Below are 14,971 nucleotides of genomic sequence, written 5' to 3' on the forward strand. Positions count from 1 at the left end.
CCGTACACTGTACGCCGTTCCGGCGGGGAGGATGCCCGCGTGCCGACCGACCGCAGCAGCGCGGGCGACCCCGCCCGCACCCTGGCCCTCCTGTGGCGGCAGCCACCCGGGAACCCGCGGCGCGGACCGGCCCGGGCGCTGGACCTCGACGCGGTGGTGGCGGCGGCCGTCGGTCTCGCCGACCGGGACGGCCTGGAGGCGGTGACCATGCGCGCGGTCGCCCAGGCGCTGGGCGTCGCGCCGATGACGCTCTACACCTACGTGCCCGGCCGGGCCGAGCTGCTGGACCTCATGCTGGACGCCGTCCACGCGCAGACGGCCCGCCGCGACACCGCCGGTCGGCCCTGGCGGGAGCGGCTGACCGCCGTCGCCGAGGAGAACCGCGCGCTGTTCGCGGCCCACCCCTGGGCCGCCGCGGTGTCCACGCTGCGCCCTCCCCTGGGGCCGGGCTCCACCGCCAAGTACGAGCACGAGCTGGCCGCCCTCGACGACACCGGCCTGGACGACGTCGAGCGCGACGACTGCCTCACCCACCTGCTGTCGTTCGTGCAGGCCAACGCCCGGGCGGCCGCGGAGGCGCAGGCCGCCCGGCGGCAGAGCGGGCTGGACGACGCCCAGTGGTGGGCCGCGGCCGGGCCCCTGCTGGCCCGGGTGCTGGACCCGGCGCGGTACCCGCGCGCCGTCCGGGTCGGGGCGGCGGCCGGGGCCGCGCACGGCAGCGCGCACGACCCCGACCACGCCTACCGGTTCGGCCTCGCCCGGGTCCTCGACGGGCTGGCCGCGATCGTCGACGCCCGGCGCTGACCTGCGCTCAGGCCGGGGCGCCGACCCGCTCGGCCGCCTCGGGCTCGTCCAGGGGGTGGGCGAGCTCGTCGGCGGGCAGCCGCCACGCCAGGACGGCGACGACGGCGAGCACCGGCGGCACCAGCCCGGCGAGCAGGAAGGTGCCGGTCAGGCCGAGCGACTGGCTGACCGGGCCGGCCAGCGCCATCGACAGCGGCATGAACGCCAGCGAGACGAAGAAGTCGAGGCTGGACACCCGCCCCAGCAGCGCCGGGGGCACCCGCCGCTGCAGCAGCGTGCCCCAGATGACCGTGCCGGCCTCGAACGCCGCCCCGAGCAGCCCGGCCGCCGCGATCATGACCCACAGCTGCGAGGTCGCCCCGAACACGACCAGCGGCACGCAGCCGGCGCCCCACAGCAGGTTCATCACCGTGAGGTAGCGGCGCGGCAGCCGCAGCGAGGCGACGACGGCCGACCCCAGGGCACCGCCGACGCCGAAGGCGGCCAGCACCCAGGCGTGCTCGGCGGGCCCCCCGCCGGCCCGGTCCCGGACCGCGAAGGGCACCAGGACCTCGAACGGACCCATGATCAGCAGCACCATCAGCGAGGCGAACAGCAGCGTGGCCAGCAGCCAGGGGGTGCGGACCATGTAGGCGACGCCCTCGCGGACATCGGTGAGCAGCCCCGGGTGCTCGCCCTCGCGGCGGACCGGCAGCGTCGGCAGCGCCGCCACGCACGCGGCCGCGGCGGCCGAGGTCAGCGCCGTCGCCAGCAGCGCCGCGCCCGGGGAGAGGACCGCCACCAGCAGGCCGCCGACCGCGGGACCGGCGGCCATCGCCAGCGCCGGGCGGACGACGCCCTCCAGGCCGTTGGCCGCGAGCAGCTCGCCGGGCGGGACGACGCCGGGCACCAGCGCCGAGTAGGCCGGGTAGTACAGCCCCGTCGCGACCCCGCCGGCCAGGGACGCCGCGGCGAGCGGCCCGAGCGCCAGGGCGCCGGCCAGCGACAGCAGCGCCACCGACCCGACCGCCGTCGTCTGCAGCAGGGCGACGCCGAGCAGGATGCGCCGCTGCGGCACCCGGTCGGCCAGCGCGCCGCCGACCAGCGTGCTGGCCAGCATGCCGGCGGCCTGCAGCGAGGTGGCCAAGGAGAGCGCGCCGGGACCGCCACCGAGGTCGACGACCTGCCAGACCAGCGCCACGGTCCACAGGCCCTGCGCGAGCAGCGACAGCCCCATGGACGAGGCCAGCAGGCGGTAGTCCCGGGAGCGCAGGGGCGCGAGCGCGCGCGGCAGGCCGGCCATCTCCCCCTCCGTCGTCGGCGGGCGCCGTCGGCGCCCGGGCCCCCATGCTCGCGGAGGGCACCGACAGCGGGCACGTGGTTTTCGGGAGGAGGGCAAGGACGGTCGGGTGGCCGGCGGGACGTGGCGTCAGGCCAGCGGGCCTGCCGGCAGGAGGGCGCGGCCCTGCTCGACCTGGGCGGCCATCTCGCGACGGCGAAGCGCAGCACCACTGCCCCAGGGCACGCTCGGCCCGGCCGATCTAACAATTATTCCACATACCTCACACGGCACTGGTAGAACTGTCCTCGTGACCGACCGCCTCGATGTGACGCTCCGCCTGGTCCGCAATGCCGGGCGGGCGTCGCTGGCCGACCTCGCGTCCCGGCTGGGCGTCTCGGAGATGACCGTGCGCCGTGACCTCGACGCCCTGCAGGCGCGCGGTCTGGTCGAGCGCGTGCGCGGCGGCGCGGTCGCCGTCGCCGAGCCGGAGAGCGCCGCCGGGTTCGCCGCGCGCGCCGGCTGGCAGGTCGGCCTCAAGGACCGGATCGGCCGGGCCGCCGCCGCGCTGGTCGAGCCGGGCGCGACCGTCCTGCTCGACGCCGGGACGACGACGGTGCACGTCGCCCGGGCGCTGGCCGACCGCGCCGCCGCCGGCGAGGGGCCGTTCACCGTCGCCGTCCTCAGCCTGCCCGCGGCCGACGCCCTGGCCGACCGGCCCGGCGTCCGGCTGCTGGTCGTGGGCGGGGAGTCCCGGCCGGGCGAGCGCAGCCTGGCCGGGCCGCTCACCGCCGCGGTGCTGCGGCAGCTCACCTTCGACCTGTTCGTCATGTCCATCGGGGCGGTCAGCGCCGAGGCGGGCTGGTCGGAGTTCACCCTCGAGGACGCCGCGGTCAAGCAGGTGGCCCTGCAGCAGGCCCGCAGCAGCCTCGTGGTGGCCGACGCCTCGAAGCTCGGCGTCCGCGCCTTCGCCTCGGTCGCCCCGCTGGACGCGGTCGGCCGGCTGGTCACCGACCGCAGCGCCCGCGACCCCCGACTCACCCCCGCGGCGCAGGACACCCTCGCCGCCCTCGAGAACGCCGACGTGGAGGTGCTGTGCGCATGACCGGAACAGAACCGTTGATGATCCTGGTGGCCGGCCCCTACCGCGGGGGCACCGGCGACGACCCCGACCTCATCGCGGCCAACCACCGGGCGATCCAGCGCGCCTGCCTGGAGCTCTTCCGGGCCGGTCACCTCGCCGTCAACGGGGAGGACCTCGCGCTCCCGCTGGCCGGGCTGGCCGGGTCGACGCGGGTGGGGGACGCCGCGTTCGACGAGGTGTTCCACCCGATGGGACGGCGGCTGGTGGCCCGGGTCGACGCCGTCCTGCGACTGCCGGGCGCCTCGGCCGGGTCCGACGAGATGGTCGCCCTGGCCCGCGCCCGGGGAGCCGCGGTCTACACGAGCGTCGACGAGGTGCCGGCGGTGGCGCGGTGACCGCCGTGGGCGTGCCGGGCCTCGACGTCCCCGACTCCCGGGGGCGGACCGGGCTGGACCGGGTGGGCCGCGACCTCACCGGCAACCCGGACGTCGTCGTCCGCGACGTGGAACTGCTGGCCAGCGGCTGGCACGTGCTGCGGCGGACGACGTTCGACCAGCGCCGCCGCGACGGCCGGTGGACCACCGAGCAGCGGGAGACCTACGACCGCGGCAACGGCGCCACCCTGCTGCCCTACGACACCGCTCGGCGGATGGTGCTGCTCACCCGGCAGTTCCGCTTCCCCGCCTACGTCAACGGCTCCCGCGACGGGATGCTCGTCGAGGCCGCCGCCGGGCTGCTCGACGACCAGGACAGCGCCTCCGCGATCCGCCGGGAGGCCGCCGAGGAGCTCGGTGTGGCGGTGGGCGCACTGGAGCACGTCTTCGACGTCTTCATGAGCCCGGGGTCGGTGACCGAGCGGGTCTCCTTCTTCGCCGCGCCGTACACCCCGGCCGACCGGGTGTCGGCCGGGGGCGGGCTCGCCGAGGAGGGCGAGGACATCGAGGTGCTCGAGCTGGACGTCGACGAGGCGCTGGCCATGGTCGACGACGGCCGGATCGCCGACGCGAAGACGATCATGCTGCTGCAGTGGGCGGTGCTGCGCGGGCCGTTCCGCGCCTGGACCACGTCGTCGGCCCAGCCGGACCGGGCGGTGGGGCGCTCCGCCGGGACGGGCGCCGAGTGCGACGAACTCGTGGCCATCGAGCGCTGATCGCCACGAGTTCGTCGCACTCGATGGGCGGCGCCGGCCACGTCAGCGGGTGCCGCGCTCCCGCGCCAGGGCGACGTAGTGCTCGACCGCCGCAGGGTCGTCGACCGCGCCGACGTTGAGCGCACGGGCCGGGTCGACGCCCTGGAACAGCCGCTTGAGCGGGACCTCCAGCCGCTTCCCGGTGCGGGTGTGCGGCACGGCGGGGACGACGAGCACCTCGTCGGGCACGTGCCGCGGGCTGGCCTGGCTGCGGATCGCGGCCTTGATGCGGTCGACGAGCTCGTCGGTCAGCTCCTCGCCGTCGGCCAGCTTCACGAACAGCGGCATCCAGTAGCCGCCGTCGCGCTGCTCCACCCCGAGGACGACGCAGTCGACGACCTCGGGGACCGACTCCACGGCGGCGTAGATGTCCGCCGTCCCCATGCGGACGCCGCCGCGGTTCAGGGTGGAGTCCGACCGGCCGGTGATGACGCAGGTGCCGCGCTCGGTGATCTCCATCCAGTCGCCGTGCCGCCAGACGCCGGGCCAGGGCTCGAAGTAGGTCTCGCGGTAGCGGGACCCGTCGGGGTCGTTCCAGAAGTACAGCGGCATGGTCGGCATCGGCTCGGTGATCACCAGCTCGCCGAGCTCGCCGACGACCGGCCGGCCCTGCTCGTCCCAGGCGGCCGCGGCGACGCCCAGCATCGGGCGCTGCAGCTCGCCGGCGGTCACCGGGAGGAGCGGTGAGCTGCCGATGAAGCCGGTGGCGACGTCGGTGCCGCCGGACAGCGAGCCGAGGAGGACGTCGCGCTTCACCGCGTCGTACACCCAGTGGTAGGCCGAGGCGGGCAGCGGGGAGCCGGTCGACCCGACGGTGCGCAGCGCGGAGAGGTCGTGGGTCTCCCCCGGCCGGATGCCGGCCTTCTCGCAGGCGGTGAGGTAGCCGGCGCTGGTGCCGAGATAGGTGAGCCGGTGGCGGGCGGCGATCGCGAACTGCGCATCGATCGCCGGGTACGCCGGGGCGCCGTCGTGGACCACGACGGTGGCGCCGAGCAGCAGCGCCGAGGTGGCGATGTTCCACATGATCCAGGCGGTGGAGGCGTACCAGTAGAAGCGGTCGCCGGGGCCGACGTCGCCGTGCAGGCCCAGCTGCTTGTGCTGGTCCAGGACGATGCCGCCGTGGCCGTGCACGATGCCCTTGGGGAGGCCGGTGGTCCCCGAGGAGTAGACGATCCACAGCGGGTGGTCGAAGGGCAGCGACTCGAAGACCGGCTCCTGGCGCTCGGCGACCGCGTCGGCCCAGCCCATCGCGCCGTCGGGCAGCTCGCCGGGGTGCAGCCGGGGGACGGCGACCGTCGTCCGCACGCTGGGCAGGGCCTGACGAAGCTCGGCGACGACGTCGCGGCGGTCGTACTCCTTGCCGTTGAACCGGTAGCCGTCGACGGCGACCAGCACGACGGGCTCGATCTGGGCGAAGCGGTCCAGCACGCTGCGGGTGCCGAAGTCCGGGGCGCAGGAGGACCACACCGCGCCGACCGCCGCCGCGCCGAGGAAGGCGACGACGGCCTCGGGGACGTTGGGCAGGTAGCCGGCCACCCGGTCGCCACGCCGCACGCCGAGCCGGCGCAGCGTGGCGGCGAAGGCCCCGACCTGCGCGCGCAGCTCCGCCCAGCTGGTCTCGACCGGCTCGGTGTCCTCGGCGACGGCGACGAGCGCCGGGCTCCGCGGGTCGACCGTGCCGTCGGCCGGGTGCCGCAGCGCCTGCTCGGCGTAGTTGACCGTCGTCCCGGGGAACCACTCGGCGCCGGGCATCTGGTGGCGGGTGAGCACGCGGTCGTCCGGGACGCCGGGCAGCACACCGGACCAGTCGGCCACCTCGGCCCAGAACTGGTCGAGGTGCTCGACCGACCAGCGCCAGATCGCGTCGTAGTCCGGGGGGTCGCCGAAGCCCGGTCCGCGCCGGGTGGCCACCCGGTCGGCGAACTGCGCGAGGCGGGTCGCCCGGATCGACTCGGGCGTGGGGCTCCAGAGGACCGCGGGGCCGGCGGACGTGTCAGCGCTCACGGCGTCACCTTGCCACCCGGCTCCCCGGCCCGGAGAGCACCGTGCGCACGCAGCGGGACTTGGCGGCGGCTGAGTCGCGGTGCGTGCCCACGCCGCGCCGGGACGACCGCGGCCGAGGGGCGCGGACCGCTGTCGCGCAGCAGGATGGGTACCCATGAGCGAGCAGGGGGCCGAGGTCGAGCGCAACGTGCTCGGCGGGCCGCTGCAACCGTGCGGCACCGAGCCGCTGACCGGCTTCTACCGCACCGGTGTCTGCAGCAGCGGCCCCGAGGACCTGGGCAGCCACACCGTCTGCACCGTCGTCTCGGCGGAGTTCCTGGACCTGCAGCGCGCCCTGGGCAACGACCTGACCACCCCGCGGCCGGAGTACGGCTTCCCCGGCCTGCGCCCCGGCGACCGCTGGTGCGTGGTGGCCGCGCGGTGGCTGCAGGCCTACCAGGCCGGTGCCGCGGCCGGCGTCGTCCTGGCGGCCACCAACGCGAAGGCCCTCGAGGTCGTCCCGATCGAGGCGCTGCGCCAGCACGCGGTCGACGTCCCCGACGACCTGAGCGGCCTCGACTGAGAGGGAGGACCCCCGTGAGCGACCTGCTGGGCACCCCCCTGACCACCCTCCAGGGCGAGCCGACCACCCTCCGGGACCTGACCGGCGGTGGCGCCGCCCTCGTCGTCAACGTCGCCAGCCGCTGCGGCCTGACCCCGCAGTACACCCAGCTCGAGGCGCTGCAGCAGGAGTACGGCGGGCGGGGCCTGACCGTCGTCGGCGTGCCGTGCAACCAGTTCGCCGGCCAGGAGCCGGGCACACCTGCGGAGATCGCCGGGTTCTGCTCGGCGACGTACGGCGTCACCTTCCCGATGACCGAGAAGCTCGAGGTGAACGGCCCGGGCGCGCACCCGCTGTTCCAGCGGCTCACCGAGGCGCCGGACGCCTCCGGCGAGGCGGGCCCGGTCGCCTGGAACTTCGAGAAGTGGCTGGTCGGCGCCGACGGCGAGGTGGCGGCCCGGTTCCGCCCGGCGACCCAGCCCGACTCCCCCGAGGTACGGCACGCGATCGAGGAGGTCCTCCACCGGTGAGCGACACCGACCTGCACTTCTGGTTCGACCCCGTCTGCCCCTTCGCCTGGATGACCAGCAAGTGGGTCCGGACGGTGGCCGAGCAGCGCGAGTACCGGGTCGAGTGGCGGCTGATCTCGCTGCGGCTGCTCAACCGGCACGTGGACTACGACGCGCAGTTCCCGCCCGAGTACGAGGCCGGGCACACCTCCGGGCTGCACCTGCTCCGGGTCGCCGCGCGCGCCCGCGCGGAGCACGGCGCGCAGGCGCTCGACCCGCTCTACGCCACCCTCGGCCGGCACGTGTTCGAGGACGCGGCCGGCCAGCCGCCGCCGGAGCGGGTCACCAGCCGGCCCTTCCTCGAGCAGGTGCTCGGCGAGGCGGGGCTGCCGGCCGACCTCGCGACCGCCGTCGGGGACGAGTCGTGGGACGCGGAGGTCCAGGAGGAGACCGACGCCGCCCTGCGGCTCACCGGCAAGGACGTCGGGACGCCGATCCTGCACTTCCGCCCGCCCGGGGGCACCGCCTTCTTCGGCCCGGTGGTCAGCCGGCTGCCCGACCCGGACGAGGCCGTCGAGCTGTGGGACCACGTCATCGGCCTGGCCGCGTTCCCGGGCTTCGCGGAGCTCAAGCGCAGCCTGCGGGAGCGGCCGCAGCTGCCGGCGTTCGGCGTGCGCCCGGGCGAGGCGGGGCTCGAGGAGGACTGGCACGGGGGCAGCCGCCGCCAGCACCGCTGAGCCGGGTGCTCGCCCGACCCGGTCCCGCAGCGCGACTAAGGTGAGGCTCACCTGTCTCGCCGTCCGCCCCGGGAGCCGCTCGTGTCCTCCTCGACCGACGCCGCCCCGCGGCGGCAGGGTCCCGGCGGGCTCGGCGGACCGGGAGGCACGGCTCCGCGGCACGGCGGACTGCTCCAGCAGCGGCGCGGCCGGCTGCTCGGCCTGCTCCTGCTGCTCGTCCTCGTGGTCGTCGCCGCGACGCTGAGCATCGCGGTCGGCTCCCGCGGCATCGGCCCGGGCGCGGTCTGGCAGGCGCTGACCGACCCCGGCGTCCCGACCGAGGAGACGGTCATCGTCCGCGAGCTGCGGGTGCCGCGCACCGCACTCGGCCTGATGGTCGGCCTGTCCCTCGGCATCGCCGGCGCGCTGGCCCAGGGCCACACCCGCAACCCGCTCGGCGACCCGGGCCTGCTCGGCGTCACCGCCGGGGCCTCGCTCGGCGTCGTCCTGGCCATCCACCTGCTCGGCGTCGGCACGCCGGCCGGGTACGTCTGGTTCGCCTTCGCCGGTGCCCTGGTGGGCACCGTGCTGGTCTTCTCGCTCGGCTCGGCCGGCCGCGGCGGTGCCACGCCGGTCACCCTCGCCCTGGCCGGCGCCGCGCTGTCGGCGCTGTTCTACGCGCTGGTCCGGGCCGTCCTGATCAGCGACACCGACAGCCTCGACGCCTTCCGGTTCTGGGTGGTCGGCGCGCTGGCCGGGCGTGGCGCCGACGTCGCCTGGCAGGTGGCTCCGTTCATCGCGGCCGGCCTGGTGCTCGCCCTGGCCAACGCCCCCGCCCTCGACCTGCTGGGCCTGGGCGAGGACGTGGCCCGCGGCCTCGGCCAGCGGGTGTGGCTGGCCCGCTCGGTCGGCCTGGCCGCGGTCACCCTGCTCTGCGGCGCGGCGACGGCGGCCTGCGGGCCCATCGCCTTCGTCGGCCTGGTGGTGCCGCACGCCGTCCGGGCGTTCACCGGCCCCGCCCACCGCTGGCTGGTCCCCTGCTCCGGCCTGCTCGGGGCCGCCCTGCTGCTGATCGCCGACGTCCTCGGCCGCGTCGTCGTCCGGCCCGGCGAGCTGCAGGTCGGCATCGTGCTGGCCCTGCTCGGGGCGCCGTTCTTCATCGCGCTGATCCGCCGGCGCCGGCTGGCCAGCACGTGACCGCGACGGCCGAGCGGGTCCGCCGGCCCGGCGGGACCGTCGTCCGCGTCGGGCCGGTCTCCGGCCGGGTCCGCTGGCGGCAGGTCGCCGTTCCGCTCGGCGCGGCCGTCGCCGTCGTCCTGCTCTCCGCGGTCAGCCTCGGCCGCGGCGACTTCCCGATCGGCCTGACCGACGTGCTGCGCGCCCTGGTCGGCCTCGGCGAGCAGACCCAGCGGTTCATCGTCCTGGAGCTGCGGGCGCCGCGGATCGCCGTCGGCGCGCTGGTCGGCCTGGCCCTCGGCGTGGCCGGCGCGCTCTTCCAGACCTCCGCCCGCAACCCGCTGGCCTCCCCCGACGTCCTCGGTATCACGCAGGGCGCGTCGGCCGGCGCGGTCGCGGCGATCGTCCTCGGCGGGACGGCGAGCGGCATCGGCGTCCCCCTCGCATCGCTGCTCGGTGCCCTGGGAACCGGTCTGCTCCTGCTGCTGCTCGCCTGGCGCGCCGGGATCGACGGCTACCGGCTGGTGCTGGTCGGCATCGCGCTGTGGGCGGTCGCGGCGGCGCTCGTCGACTGGTTGCTCACCCGCGCCGAGATCCACGACGCTGCGTCGGCCTACGTGTGGATCACCGGCTCGCTCAACGCCCGGACCTGGGGTGAGGCCGTGCCGCTGCTGGTCGCCCTCGCGGTCCTGCTGCCGGCCGCGCTGGCCTGCAGCCGCGCGCTGGGCGTCGTCCAGTTCGGCGACGACACCGCCCGCGGCCTGGGGGTGCGCCTGGTCCCCACCCAGGCGGTCGTGGTCCTCGTCGCCGTGGGGCTCACCGCCGCCGCCGTGGCCGCGGCCGGCCCGATCGCCTACGTCGCGCTGGTGGTGCCGCAGGTCGCGATCCGGCTCACCGGCGGTTCGCGGCCGCCACTGCTGGCCTCCGGCCTGCTCGGCGCCGCCCTCGTCGTCGGTGCGGACCTGCTGACCCGCACCGTGCTCCCCCAGGCGCTGCCGGTCGGCGTGCTCACCGCCGCCGTCGGCGCGCCGTACCTGCTCTGGCTCCTCGTCCGCGGAAGGCGGCGATCGACCCTGTGACCACCCCCACCCTGCCGGGGACCGGAACGGTCCGTCTCGCCGCCGAGTCGGTCAGCCTGGCCTACGACGACCGGGTCGTCGTCCGCGACCTGGACCTGCAGCTCACCGACGGGTCGTTCACCGCCATCGTCGGCCCCAACGGCTGCGGCAAGTCCACGCTGCTGCGGGCACTGGGCCGGCTGCTGCGCCCGGTCGGCGGTCAGGTGCTGCTCGACGGCCGGGCGATCGCCCGGACGCCGACCCGGGAGGTGGCCCGGGTGCTCGGCCTGCTGCCCCAGACGCCGGTCGCCCCGGAGGGCCTCACCGTCGGCGACCTCGTCGCGCGCGGCCGGCACCCCCACCAGTCGTGGCTGCGGCAGTGGTCCCGCGACGACGAGGCGGCGGTGGCCGAGGCGCTCACCTGGACCGACATGGCCGACCTCGCCGACCGGCCGGTCGACGAGCTCTCCGGCGGGCAGCGGCAGCGGGCCTGGATCTCCATGGCGCTCGCGCAGGGCACCGACCTGCTGCTGCTCGACGAGCCGACGACCTACCTGGACCTCTCCCACCAGATCGACGTCCTCGAGCTGGTGGCGCGGCTGCACGCCGAGCGCGGCCGCACCGTCGTCGTCGTGCTGCACGACCTCAACCTCGCCGCGCGCTACGCGCAGCGGCTGGTCGCGATGGACGACGGCGCGCTGGTCGCCTCGGGGACGCCGGCGGAGGTGCTCACCGAGCAGCTGCTGGCCGACGTCTTCGACCTGGAGGCGCGGATCGTGCCCGACCCGGTGGCCGGGACGCCGATGGTGGTGCCGGTCCGCCGGTTGCGGTGAGACGGCCCCCTCCAGGGCACCGCCCCGAGCTCGCGAGGGGTGGGGAGGAGGGGGTCCTTCAGGAGGCGACGCCCTGCCGCCAGTAGCCCATGAACGCCACCGACCCGCGGGGGACGCCGAGGTCGCCCACCAGGCGGCGGCGCAGCGTCCGCACCACGCCGGCCTCACCGGCCAGCCAGGCGTAGCAGCCCGACGCGGCGTCCGGATCGGGGACCTCCCAGAGCAGCTCGTCGCCGACCTCCTCCGGCGGCGCGGCCGGCGTCGAGGCGATGCCCAGCTCGCACAGCGCCGCGTGCACCGCCGGCACCAGCAGCGACCCGCGGGCCGCGCCGTCCCGCGGCAGCCAGCGCAGCGTCGCCCCGGCCGGCAGCGCGACGTTCCCCGCGTCGTCCGCCACGGGGACCTCCAGCAGCGCGGTCACCGACCGTCCTGCACCGAGCGACTCGAGGATCGCGCACACCGCGGGGACGGCGGTCTCGTCGCCGGCCAGCAGCAGCGTGCGCGCGGCCGGGGGCGGCGCCCACTCCACGCCCCACGGCCGGCCCGAGCCGGGCCGGTCGGGGCCCAGCAGCGTGATCCGGTCGCCGGGCACCGCCGCGGCCGCCCAGCTCGCGGCCGGGCCGGCGGAGCCGTCCTCGATCCCGTGCAGGACGACGTCGACGTCGAGCTCGGCGCGCTCGGGCCGGGCCGCCCGCACCGTGTAGGTGCGGATGACCGGGCGCTGCTCCTCGGGCATCGCGCAGTACGCCGGGTACCAGTCCGGACCGCGCTCGCGCAGCCGGTCCAGCCCGGCGTCGTCGCGGGAGAGCACCAGCTTGAAGCGCTGGTCGCAGCCGGCCGCCCCGAACCCGGCGAGCTCGGGACCGGTGAGGGTCAGCCGCACGGAGCTCGGGCCCAGCCGGCGGACGGCGGCCACCGAGGCGTCGAAGAACTGCCAGGCGGGAGCGGCTCCGACCTCCGGCTGCGCGGTGAGCGTCACGCGTCGTCCCCCGTCCCGGTCGCCCGTGCGGCGGCCTTATTAGGTGAGGCTAACCTGATCGCCCGGCCGGGGAACACCCCGGGCCCGATCGGGAGGAGACCCGTTGCACCGCAGACCCCGCCGCCTGGCCGGCGCCGCCCTCACCGTCGCCGCGCTGGTCGCGACGGCCGGCTGCTCCGCCGGGTCCGCCGAGCCGGCCCCGGCGGCCGAGGAGGGCGGCTGGAGCTTCACCGACGACCTCGGCACCACCGTCGAGCTCGACGCGACGCCTGCGCGGGTCGCCGGCCTCAACGACGTCATCGCCTCGCTGTGGAACTACGGCGTGGAACCGGTGGCCGGCTTCGGCCAGACCTCGGCGGCCGACGACGTCGCCTTCGAGGGCAGGGACCTCGCCGACCTGGAGATCGTCGGCGAGAGCTACGGGCAGATCGACCTCGAGCGCCTGGCCGCGGCCGACCCCGACCTCATCGTCACCTCGGTCTACCCGACGGACTCCTCGGGGACGATCGACGAGAGCCAGCCGCTCTACGGCTTCGAGTCGCTCCAGCAGCAGGAGCAGGTCGCCCGGATCGCGCCGATCGTCGCGATCGCCTACCGCGGGTCGGCCGCCGACGTCATCGAGCGCACCGTCGAGCTCGCGGAGTCGCTCGGCGCCGACGGCGCGACGATCGACGCCGCCCGCCAGGACTACGAGGCGGCGTCGGCCGAGCTCACCGCGGCCGGCGAGCGCGGGATCACCGTGCTGCCGGTCTACGCCACCGCCACGGACGGCTGGTGGATGGGCAAGGCGCCCGACGACCCCTCGCTGCGCCTCTACTCCGACCTGGGCGTCGACTTCGTCGACCCGGGCGGTGACGGCTACTTCTGGGAGACCACCAGTTGGGAGCGGGTGACCGACCACCCGAGCGACGTCATCCTGTACTCGCTGCGCGGCGGGGAGACGCCGGAGCAGATGCGCGCCCAGCCCACCTATCCCCTGCTGCCCGCCGTGCAGGCCGGCCAGGAGCACCCCTGGAAGTACATCGGCATGGACCACACCGCCCAGGCGGCGTACATGACCGAGCTGGCCGGCTGGCTGGACGAGGCCCGGAAGGTGACCTGAGGGAGGACCCGTCCTCCCCGTGAAGGACCCCCTTTCGCCCCCGCCACTCGCGGGCTCGCGGCGGGACCCTGCACGGGGGCCGTCAGAGCTCGGGGCGGGACCCGGGACGGGGCCGGGCCGATCTCGCCGGGGTCACGCGACGGGGGCCGCCTCCGGCACGGGCGCGGCGGCCTCGTGGCGCGCCGTCCGGGCGGTCTGCGCCAGCCCGATCCCCACGAGGACGACGAGGCCGCCGAGCACCTGCCAGCCGGAGAGCACCTGCTCCACCCACACCCAGGCCACGACCGAGGCCAGCACCGGCTCCGCCGTGGCGATCAGCCCGGCCGTCGTGGGGGGCAGGTGGCGCAGCGCCGCCAGGGACAGCCAGAACGGCAGCACCGCCCCGAGGACGACGATCCAGCCGACCAGCACCCACAGCGGCAGCTCCAGCGAGCCGAGCGAGACCGGCACCGAGGAGCCGAGCACGGCCGGGTCGAACGGCCAGAACGGCGCGGCGACCGCCCAGAACAGCGCGGCCGCGACGAAGCTCCAGCAGGTGAGCGCCACCGGGTCGCGGGCGGTCGTGCCGCGCTCGCCCATCAGGTAGTAGCCGGCCAGGCACAGCGCCGCACCGAGGGCCGCGGCCACGCCGCCCACGTCCAGCGAGCCGCCGCCCTGCCACACCTCGGCGACCAGCACGAGCCCCGACAGCGACAGCCCGAGCGCCGCCCACAGCCGGCGCCGCACCCGCTCGCCGCGCACCAGCCACACCCACAGCGCGATGAACACCGGCGCGGTCATCTCGAAGACCAGCGCGATGCCGACCGGCAACCGGCCGATCGCCACGTAGTAGAGGTACTGGGTCGAGGCGATGCCGACCACGCCGAACGCGGCGAGGAACGGCACCTCGCGCCACGCGACCCGCAGCCGCGCCGGCGCCACGACGGCCAGGACGGCGAGCAGCACGACCGCCGCCCCACCGCAGCGCAGCGCCGTCAGCCACGGCGCGGGGACCCCCGCCTGGAGGGCCAGCGTGGAGACGGTGCCGTTGACGGCGAACAGGCCCGCGGCACCGACGGTCAGCGCGGAGCCGAGCGGAGGACGGGACACGGGACCGACGGTAGCGACCGTCAGGCCCCGAGCCCCCTACCGGGGGGTCACTGGACGGCGGCGGGGTCCATCCAGACGGCCTCCCAGACGTGCCCGTCGGGGTCGGTGAAGCTGACGCCGTACATGGAGCCGTGGTCCTGCGCCGGCATCCACGCCCTCCCGCCGGAGGCCAGCGCCCGCGCCAGCAGGTCGTCGGCCTCCTCCCGGCTCTCGGCCGACAGCGCGGTGAGCACGGTGGTCGTCTTCGCCGGGTCGCCGAGCTCGGCGCCCTCGGGCAGGAAGTCGGCGAACCGGTCCCGGGTCAGCAGCATCACCACGACGTTGTCCGCGACGACGACCGACGTCGTCCGCTCGTCGGAGAACTGCTCGTTGAAGGTGAAGCCCAGGCCGCTGTAGAAGGCCCGGGACGCGGCCAGGTCGCTCACGGGCAGGTTGACGAAGATCCAGCGCACGGTGTGCTCCCGTCGTCGCGGGGGCCCGGGGGGGCCCCCCCCCCCCCCCGCCGCCGCGCCCCCCCCCCCCCCCCCCCCCCCCCCCCCGCCCCCCCCCCCCCCCCCACCCCCCCCCCCCCCCCCCCCCCCCCCCCCCCCCCCCCCCCCCCCCCCCCCCCCCCCCCCCCCCCCCCCCCC

At 76.4% G+C, this 14,971-nt stretch carries 16 protein-coding genes; 11 read left to right on the plus strand and 5 right to left on the minus strand.

What is annotated here, in order from left to right; all coding sequences use genetic code 11:
* Positions 1-39 precede the first annotated feature (39 nt).
* Positions 40-804, plus strand: coding sequence for a TetR/AcrR family transcriptional regulator C-terminal domain-containing protein (locus ACI79G_RS18165; RefSeq protein WP_456882503.1), 765 nt, complete (start codon positions 40-42; stop codon positions 802-804).
* 7 nt (positions 805-811) lie between these two features.
* On the opposite strand, the gene ACI79G_RS18170 is transcribed toward ACI79G_RS18165, so the two are convergent.
* Positions 812-2,086, minus strand: coding sequence for an MFS transporter (locus ACI79G_RS18170; protein WP_456882504.1), 1,275 nt, complete (start codon positions 2,084-2,086; stop codon positions 812-814).
* Positions 2,087-2,372: 286 nt separating this feature from the next.
* Here ACI79G_RS18170 and ACI79G_RS18175 point away from each other — a divergent pair, with 286 nt between their 5' ends.
* From ACI79G_RS18175 to ACI79G_RS18185, 3 genes are read left to right on the plus strand one after another with little or no spacing between them, the layout of a single operon-like run.
* Positions 2,373-3,167 (plus strand): DeoR/GlpR family DNA-binding transcription regulator, encoded by a 795-nt coding sequence (locus ACI79G_RS18175; protein ID WP_456882505.1) that lies wholly within the window; start codon positions 2,373-2,375, stop codon positions 3,165-3,167.
* Positions 3,164-3,541, plus strand: a complete 378-nt coding sequence (locus tag ACI79G_RS18180; protein WP_456882506.1) for a DUF4406 domain-containing protein — start codon at positions 3,164-3,166, stop codon at positions 3,539-3,541. The genes ACI79G_RS18175 and ACI79G_RS18180 overlap by 4 nt, the downstream gene beginning before the upstream one ends.
* Positions 3,538-4,296 carry an NUDIX domain-containing protein gene (locus ACI79G_RS18185; protein WP_456882507.1) on the plus strand — a complete coding sequence of 253 codons (759 nt, stop codon included), beginning with the start codon at positions 3,538-3,540 and terminating at the stop codon, positions 4,294-4,296. Before ACI79G_RS18180 ends, ACI79G_RS18185 begins: the two co-directional genes overlap by 4 nt.
* Positions 4,297-4,338: 42 nt before the next feature.
* On the opposite strand, the gene ACI79G_RS18190 is transcribed toward ACI79G_RS18185, so the two are convergent.
* A complete protein-coding gene (locus ACI79G_RS18190) occupies positions 4,339-6,339 on the minus strand; it encodes an acetoacetate--CoA ligase (RefSeq protein WP_456882508.1) in 2,001 nt (666 codons plus the stop codon).
* 154 nt (positions 6,340-6,493) lie between these two features.
* Here ACI79G_RS18190 and ACI79G_RS18195 point away from each other — a divergent pair, with 154 nt between their 5' ends.
* The 6 genes from ACI79G_RS18195 (at position 6,494) to ACI79G_RS18220 (ending at position 11,172) form a co-directional block, all read left to right on the plus strand.
* Positions 6,494-6,901 (plus strand): DUF2237 family protein, encoded by a 408-nt coding sequence (locus ACI79G_RS18195; RefSeq protein ID WP_456882509.1) that lies wholly within the window; start codon positions 6,494-6,496, stop codon positions 6,899-6,901.
* Positions 6,902-6,915: 14 nt separating this feature from the next.
* Positions 6,916-7,410, plus strand: a complete 495-nt coding sequence (locus ACI79G_RS18200) for a glutathione peroxidase (RefSeq protein ID WP_456882510.1) — start codon at positions 6,916-6,918, stop codon at positions 7,408-7,410.
* Positions 7,407-8,126 (plus strand): mycothiol-dependent nitroreductase Rv2466c family protein, encoded by a 720-nt coding sequence (locus ACI79G_RS18205; RefSeq protein ID WP_456882511.1) that lies wholly within the window; start codon positions 7,407-7,409, stop codon positions 8,124-8,126. The genes ACI79G_RS18200 and ACI79G_RS18205 overlap by 4 nt, the downstream gene beginning before the upstream one ends.
* An 81-nt stretch (positions 8,127-8,207) precedes the next feature.
* Positions 8,208-9,302, plus strand: coding sequence for a FecCD family ABC transporter permease (locus ACI79G_RS18210; protein WP_456882512.1), 1,095 nt, complete (start codon positions 8,208-8,210; stop codon positions 9,300-9,302).
* The gene (locus ACI79G_RS18215; protein WP_456882513.1) at positions 9,299-10,360 is read left to right on the plus strand and encodes a FecCD family ABC transporter permease; all 1,062 of its coding nucleotides are present in this window, start codon (positions 9,299-9,301) and stop codon (positions 10,358-10,360) included. Before ACI79G_RS18210 ends, ACI79G_RS18215 begins: the two co-directional genes overlap by 4 nt.
* A complete protein-coding gene (locus ACI79G_RS18220; RefSeq protein WP_456882514.1) occupies positions 10,357-11,172 on the plus strand; it encodes an ABC transporter ATP-binding protein in 816 nt (271 codons plus the stop codon). The genes ACI79G_RS18215 and ACI79G_RS18220 overlap by 4 nt, the downstream gene beginning before the upstream one ends.
* Before the next feature lie 58 nt (positions 11,173-11,230).
* Here ACI79G_RS18220 and ACI79G_RS18225 read toward each other — a convergent pair whose 3' ends face one another.
* On the minus strand, positions 11,231-12,151 hold the full coding sequence (locus ACI79G_RS18225; protein ID WP_456882515.1) for a siderophore-interacting protein: 921 nt from the start codon (positions 12,149-12,151) through the stop codon (positions 11,231-11,233).
* Between the two features lie 103 nt (positions 12,152-12,254).
* Between ACI79G_RS18225 and ACI79G_RS18230 the strand changes: the two genes are divergently transcribed.
* Positions 12,255-13,253 carry an ABC transporter substrate-binding protein gene (locus tag ACI79G_RS18230; protein WP_456882516.1) on the plus strand — a complete coding sequence of 333 codons (999 nt, stop codon included), beginning with the start codon at positions 12,255-12,257 and terminating at the stop codon, positions 13,251-13,253.
* Between the two features lie 132 nt (positions 13,254-13,385).
* Here the strand turns inward: ACI79G_RS18230 and ACI79G_RS18235 are convergent, their stop codons facing one another.
* Together ACI79G_RS18235 and ACI79G_RS18240 are read right to left on the minus strand one after the other, a co-directional pair.
* The gene (locus tag ACI79G_RS18235) at positions 13,386-14,342 is read right to left on the minus strand and encodes an EamA family transporter (RefSeq protein ID WP_456882517.1); all 957 of its coding nucleotides are present in this window, start codon (positions 14,340-14,342) and stop codon (positions 13,386-13,388) included.
* A gap of 47 nt (positions 14,343-14,389) precedes the next feature.
* Positions 14,390-14,794: a VOC family protein gene (locus ACI79G_RS18240; RefSeq protein ID WP_456882518.1), complete on the minus strand. Its 405-nt coding sequence runs from the start codon at positions 14,792-14,794 to the stop codon at positions 14,390-14,392.
* Positions 14,795-14,971 lie beyond the last annotated feature (177 nt).

It is taken from the genome of Geodermatophilus sp. SYSU D00779 (assembly GCF_054050595.1).

What these genes read in the sequence shown, in the direction of transcription:
- ACI79G_RS18195 (WP_456882509.1), top strand. Translation starts at nt 6,494, where the DNA reads ATGAGCGAGCAGGGGGCCGAGGTCGAGCGCAACGTGCTCGGCGGGCCG.
- ACI79G_RS18180 (WP_456882506.1), top strand. Translation starts at nt 3,164, where the DNA reads ATGACCGGAACAGAACCGTTGATGATCCTGGTGGCCGGCCCCTACCGC.
- ACI79G_RS18170 (WP_456882504.1), bottom strand. Translation starts at nt 2,086, where the DNA reads ATGGCCGGCCTGCCGCGCGCGCTCGCGCCCCTGCGCTCCCGGGACTAC.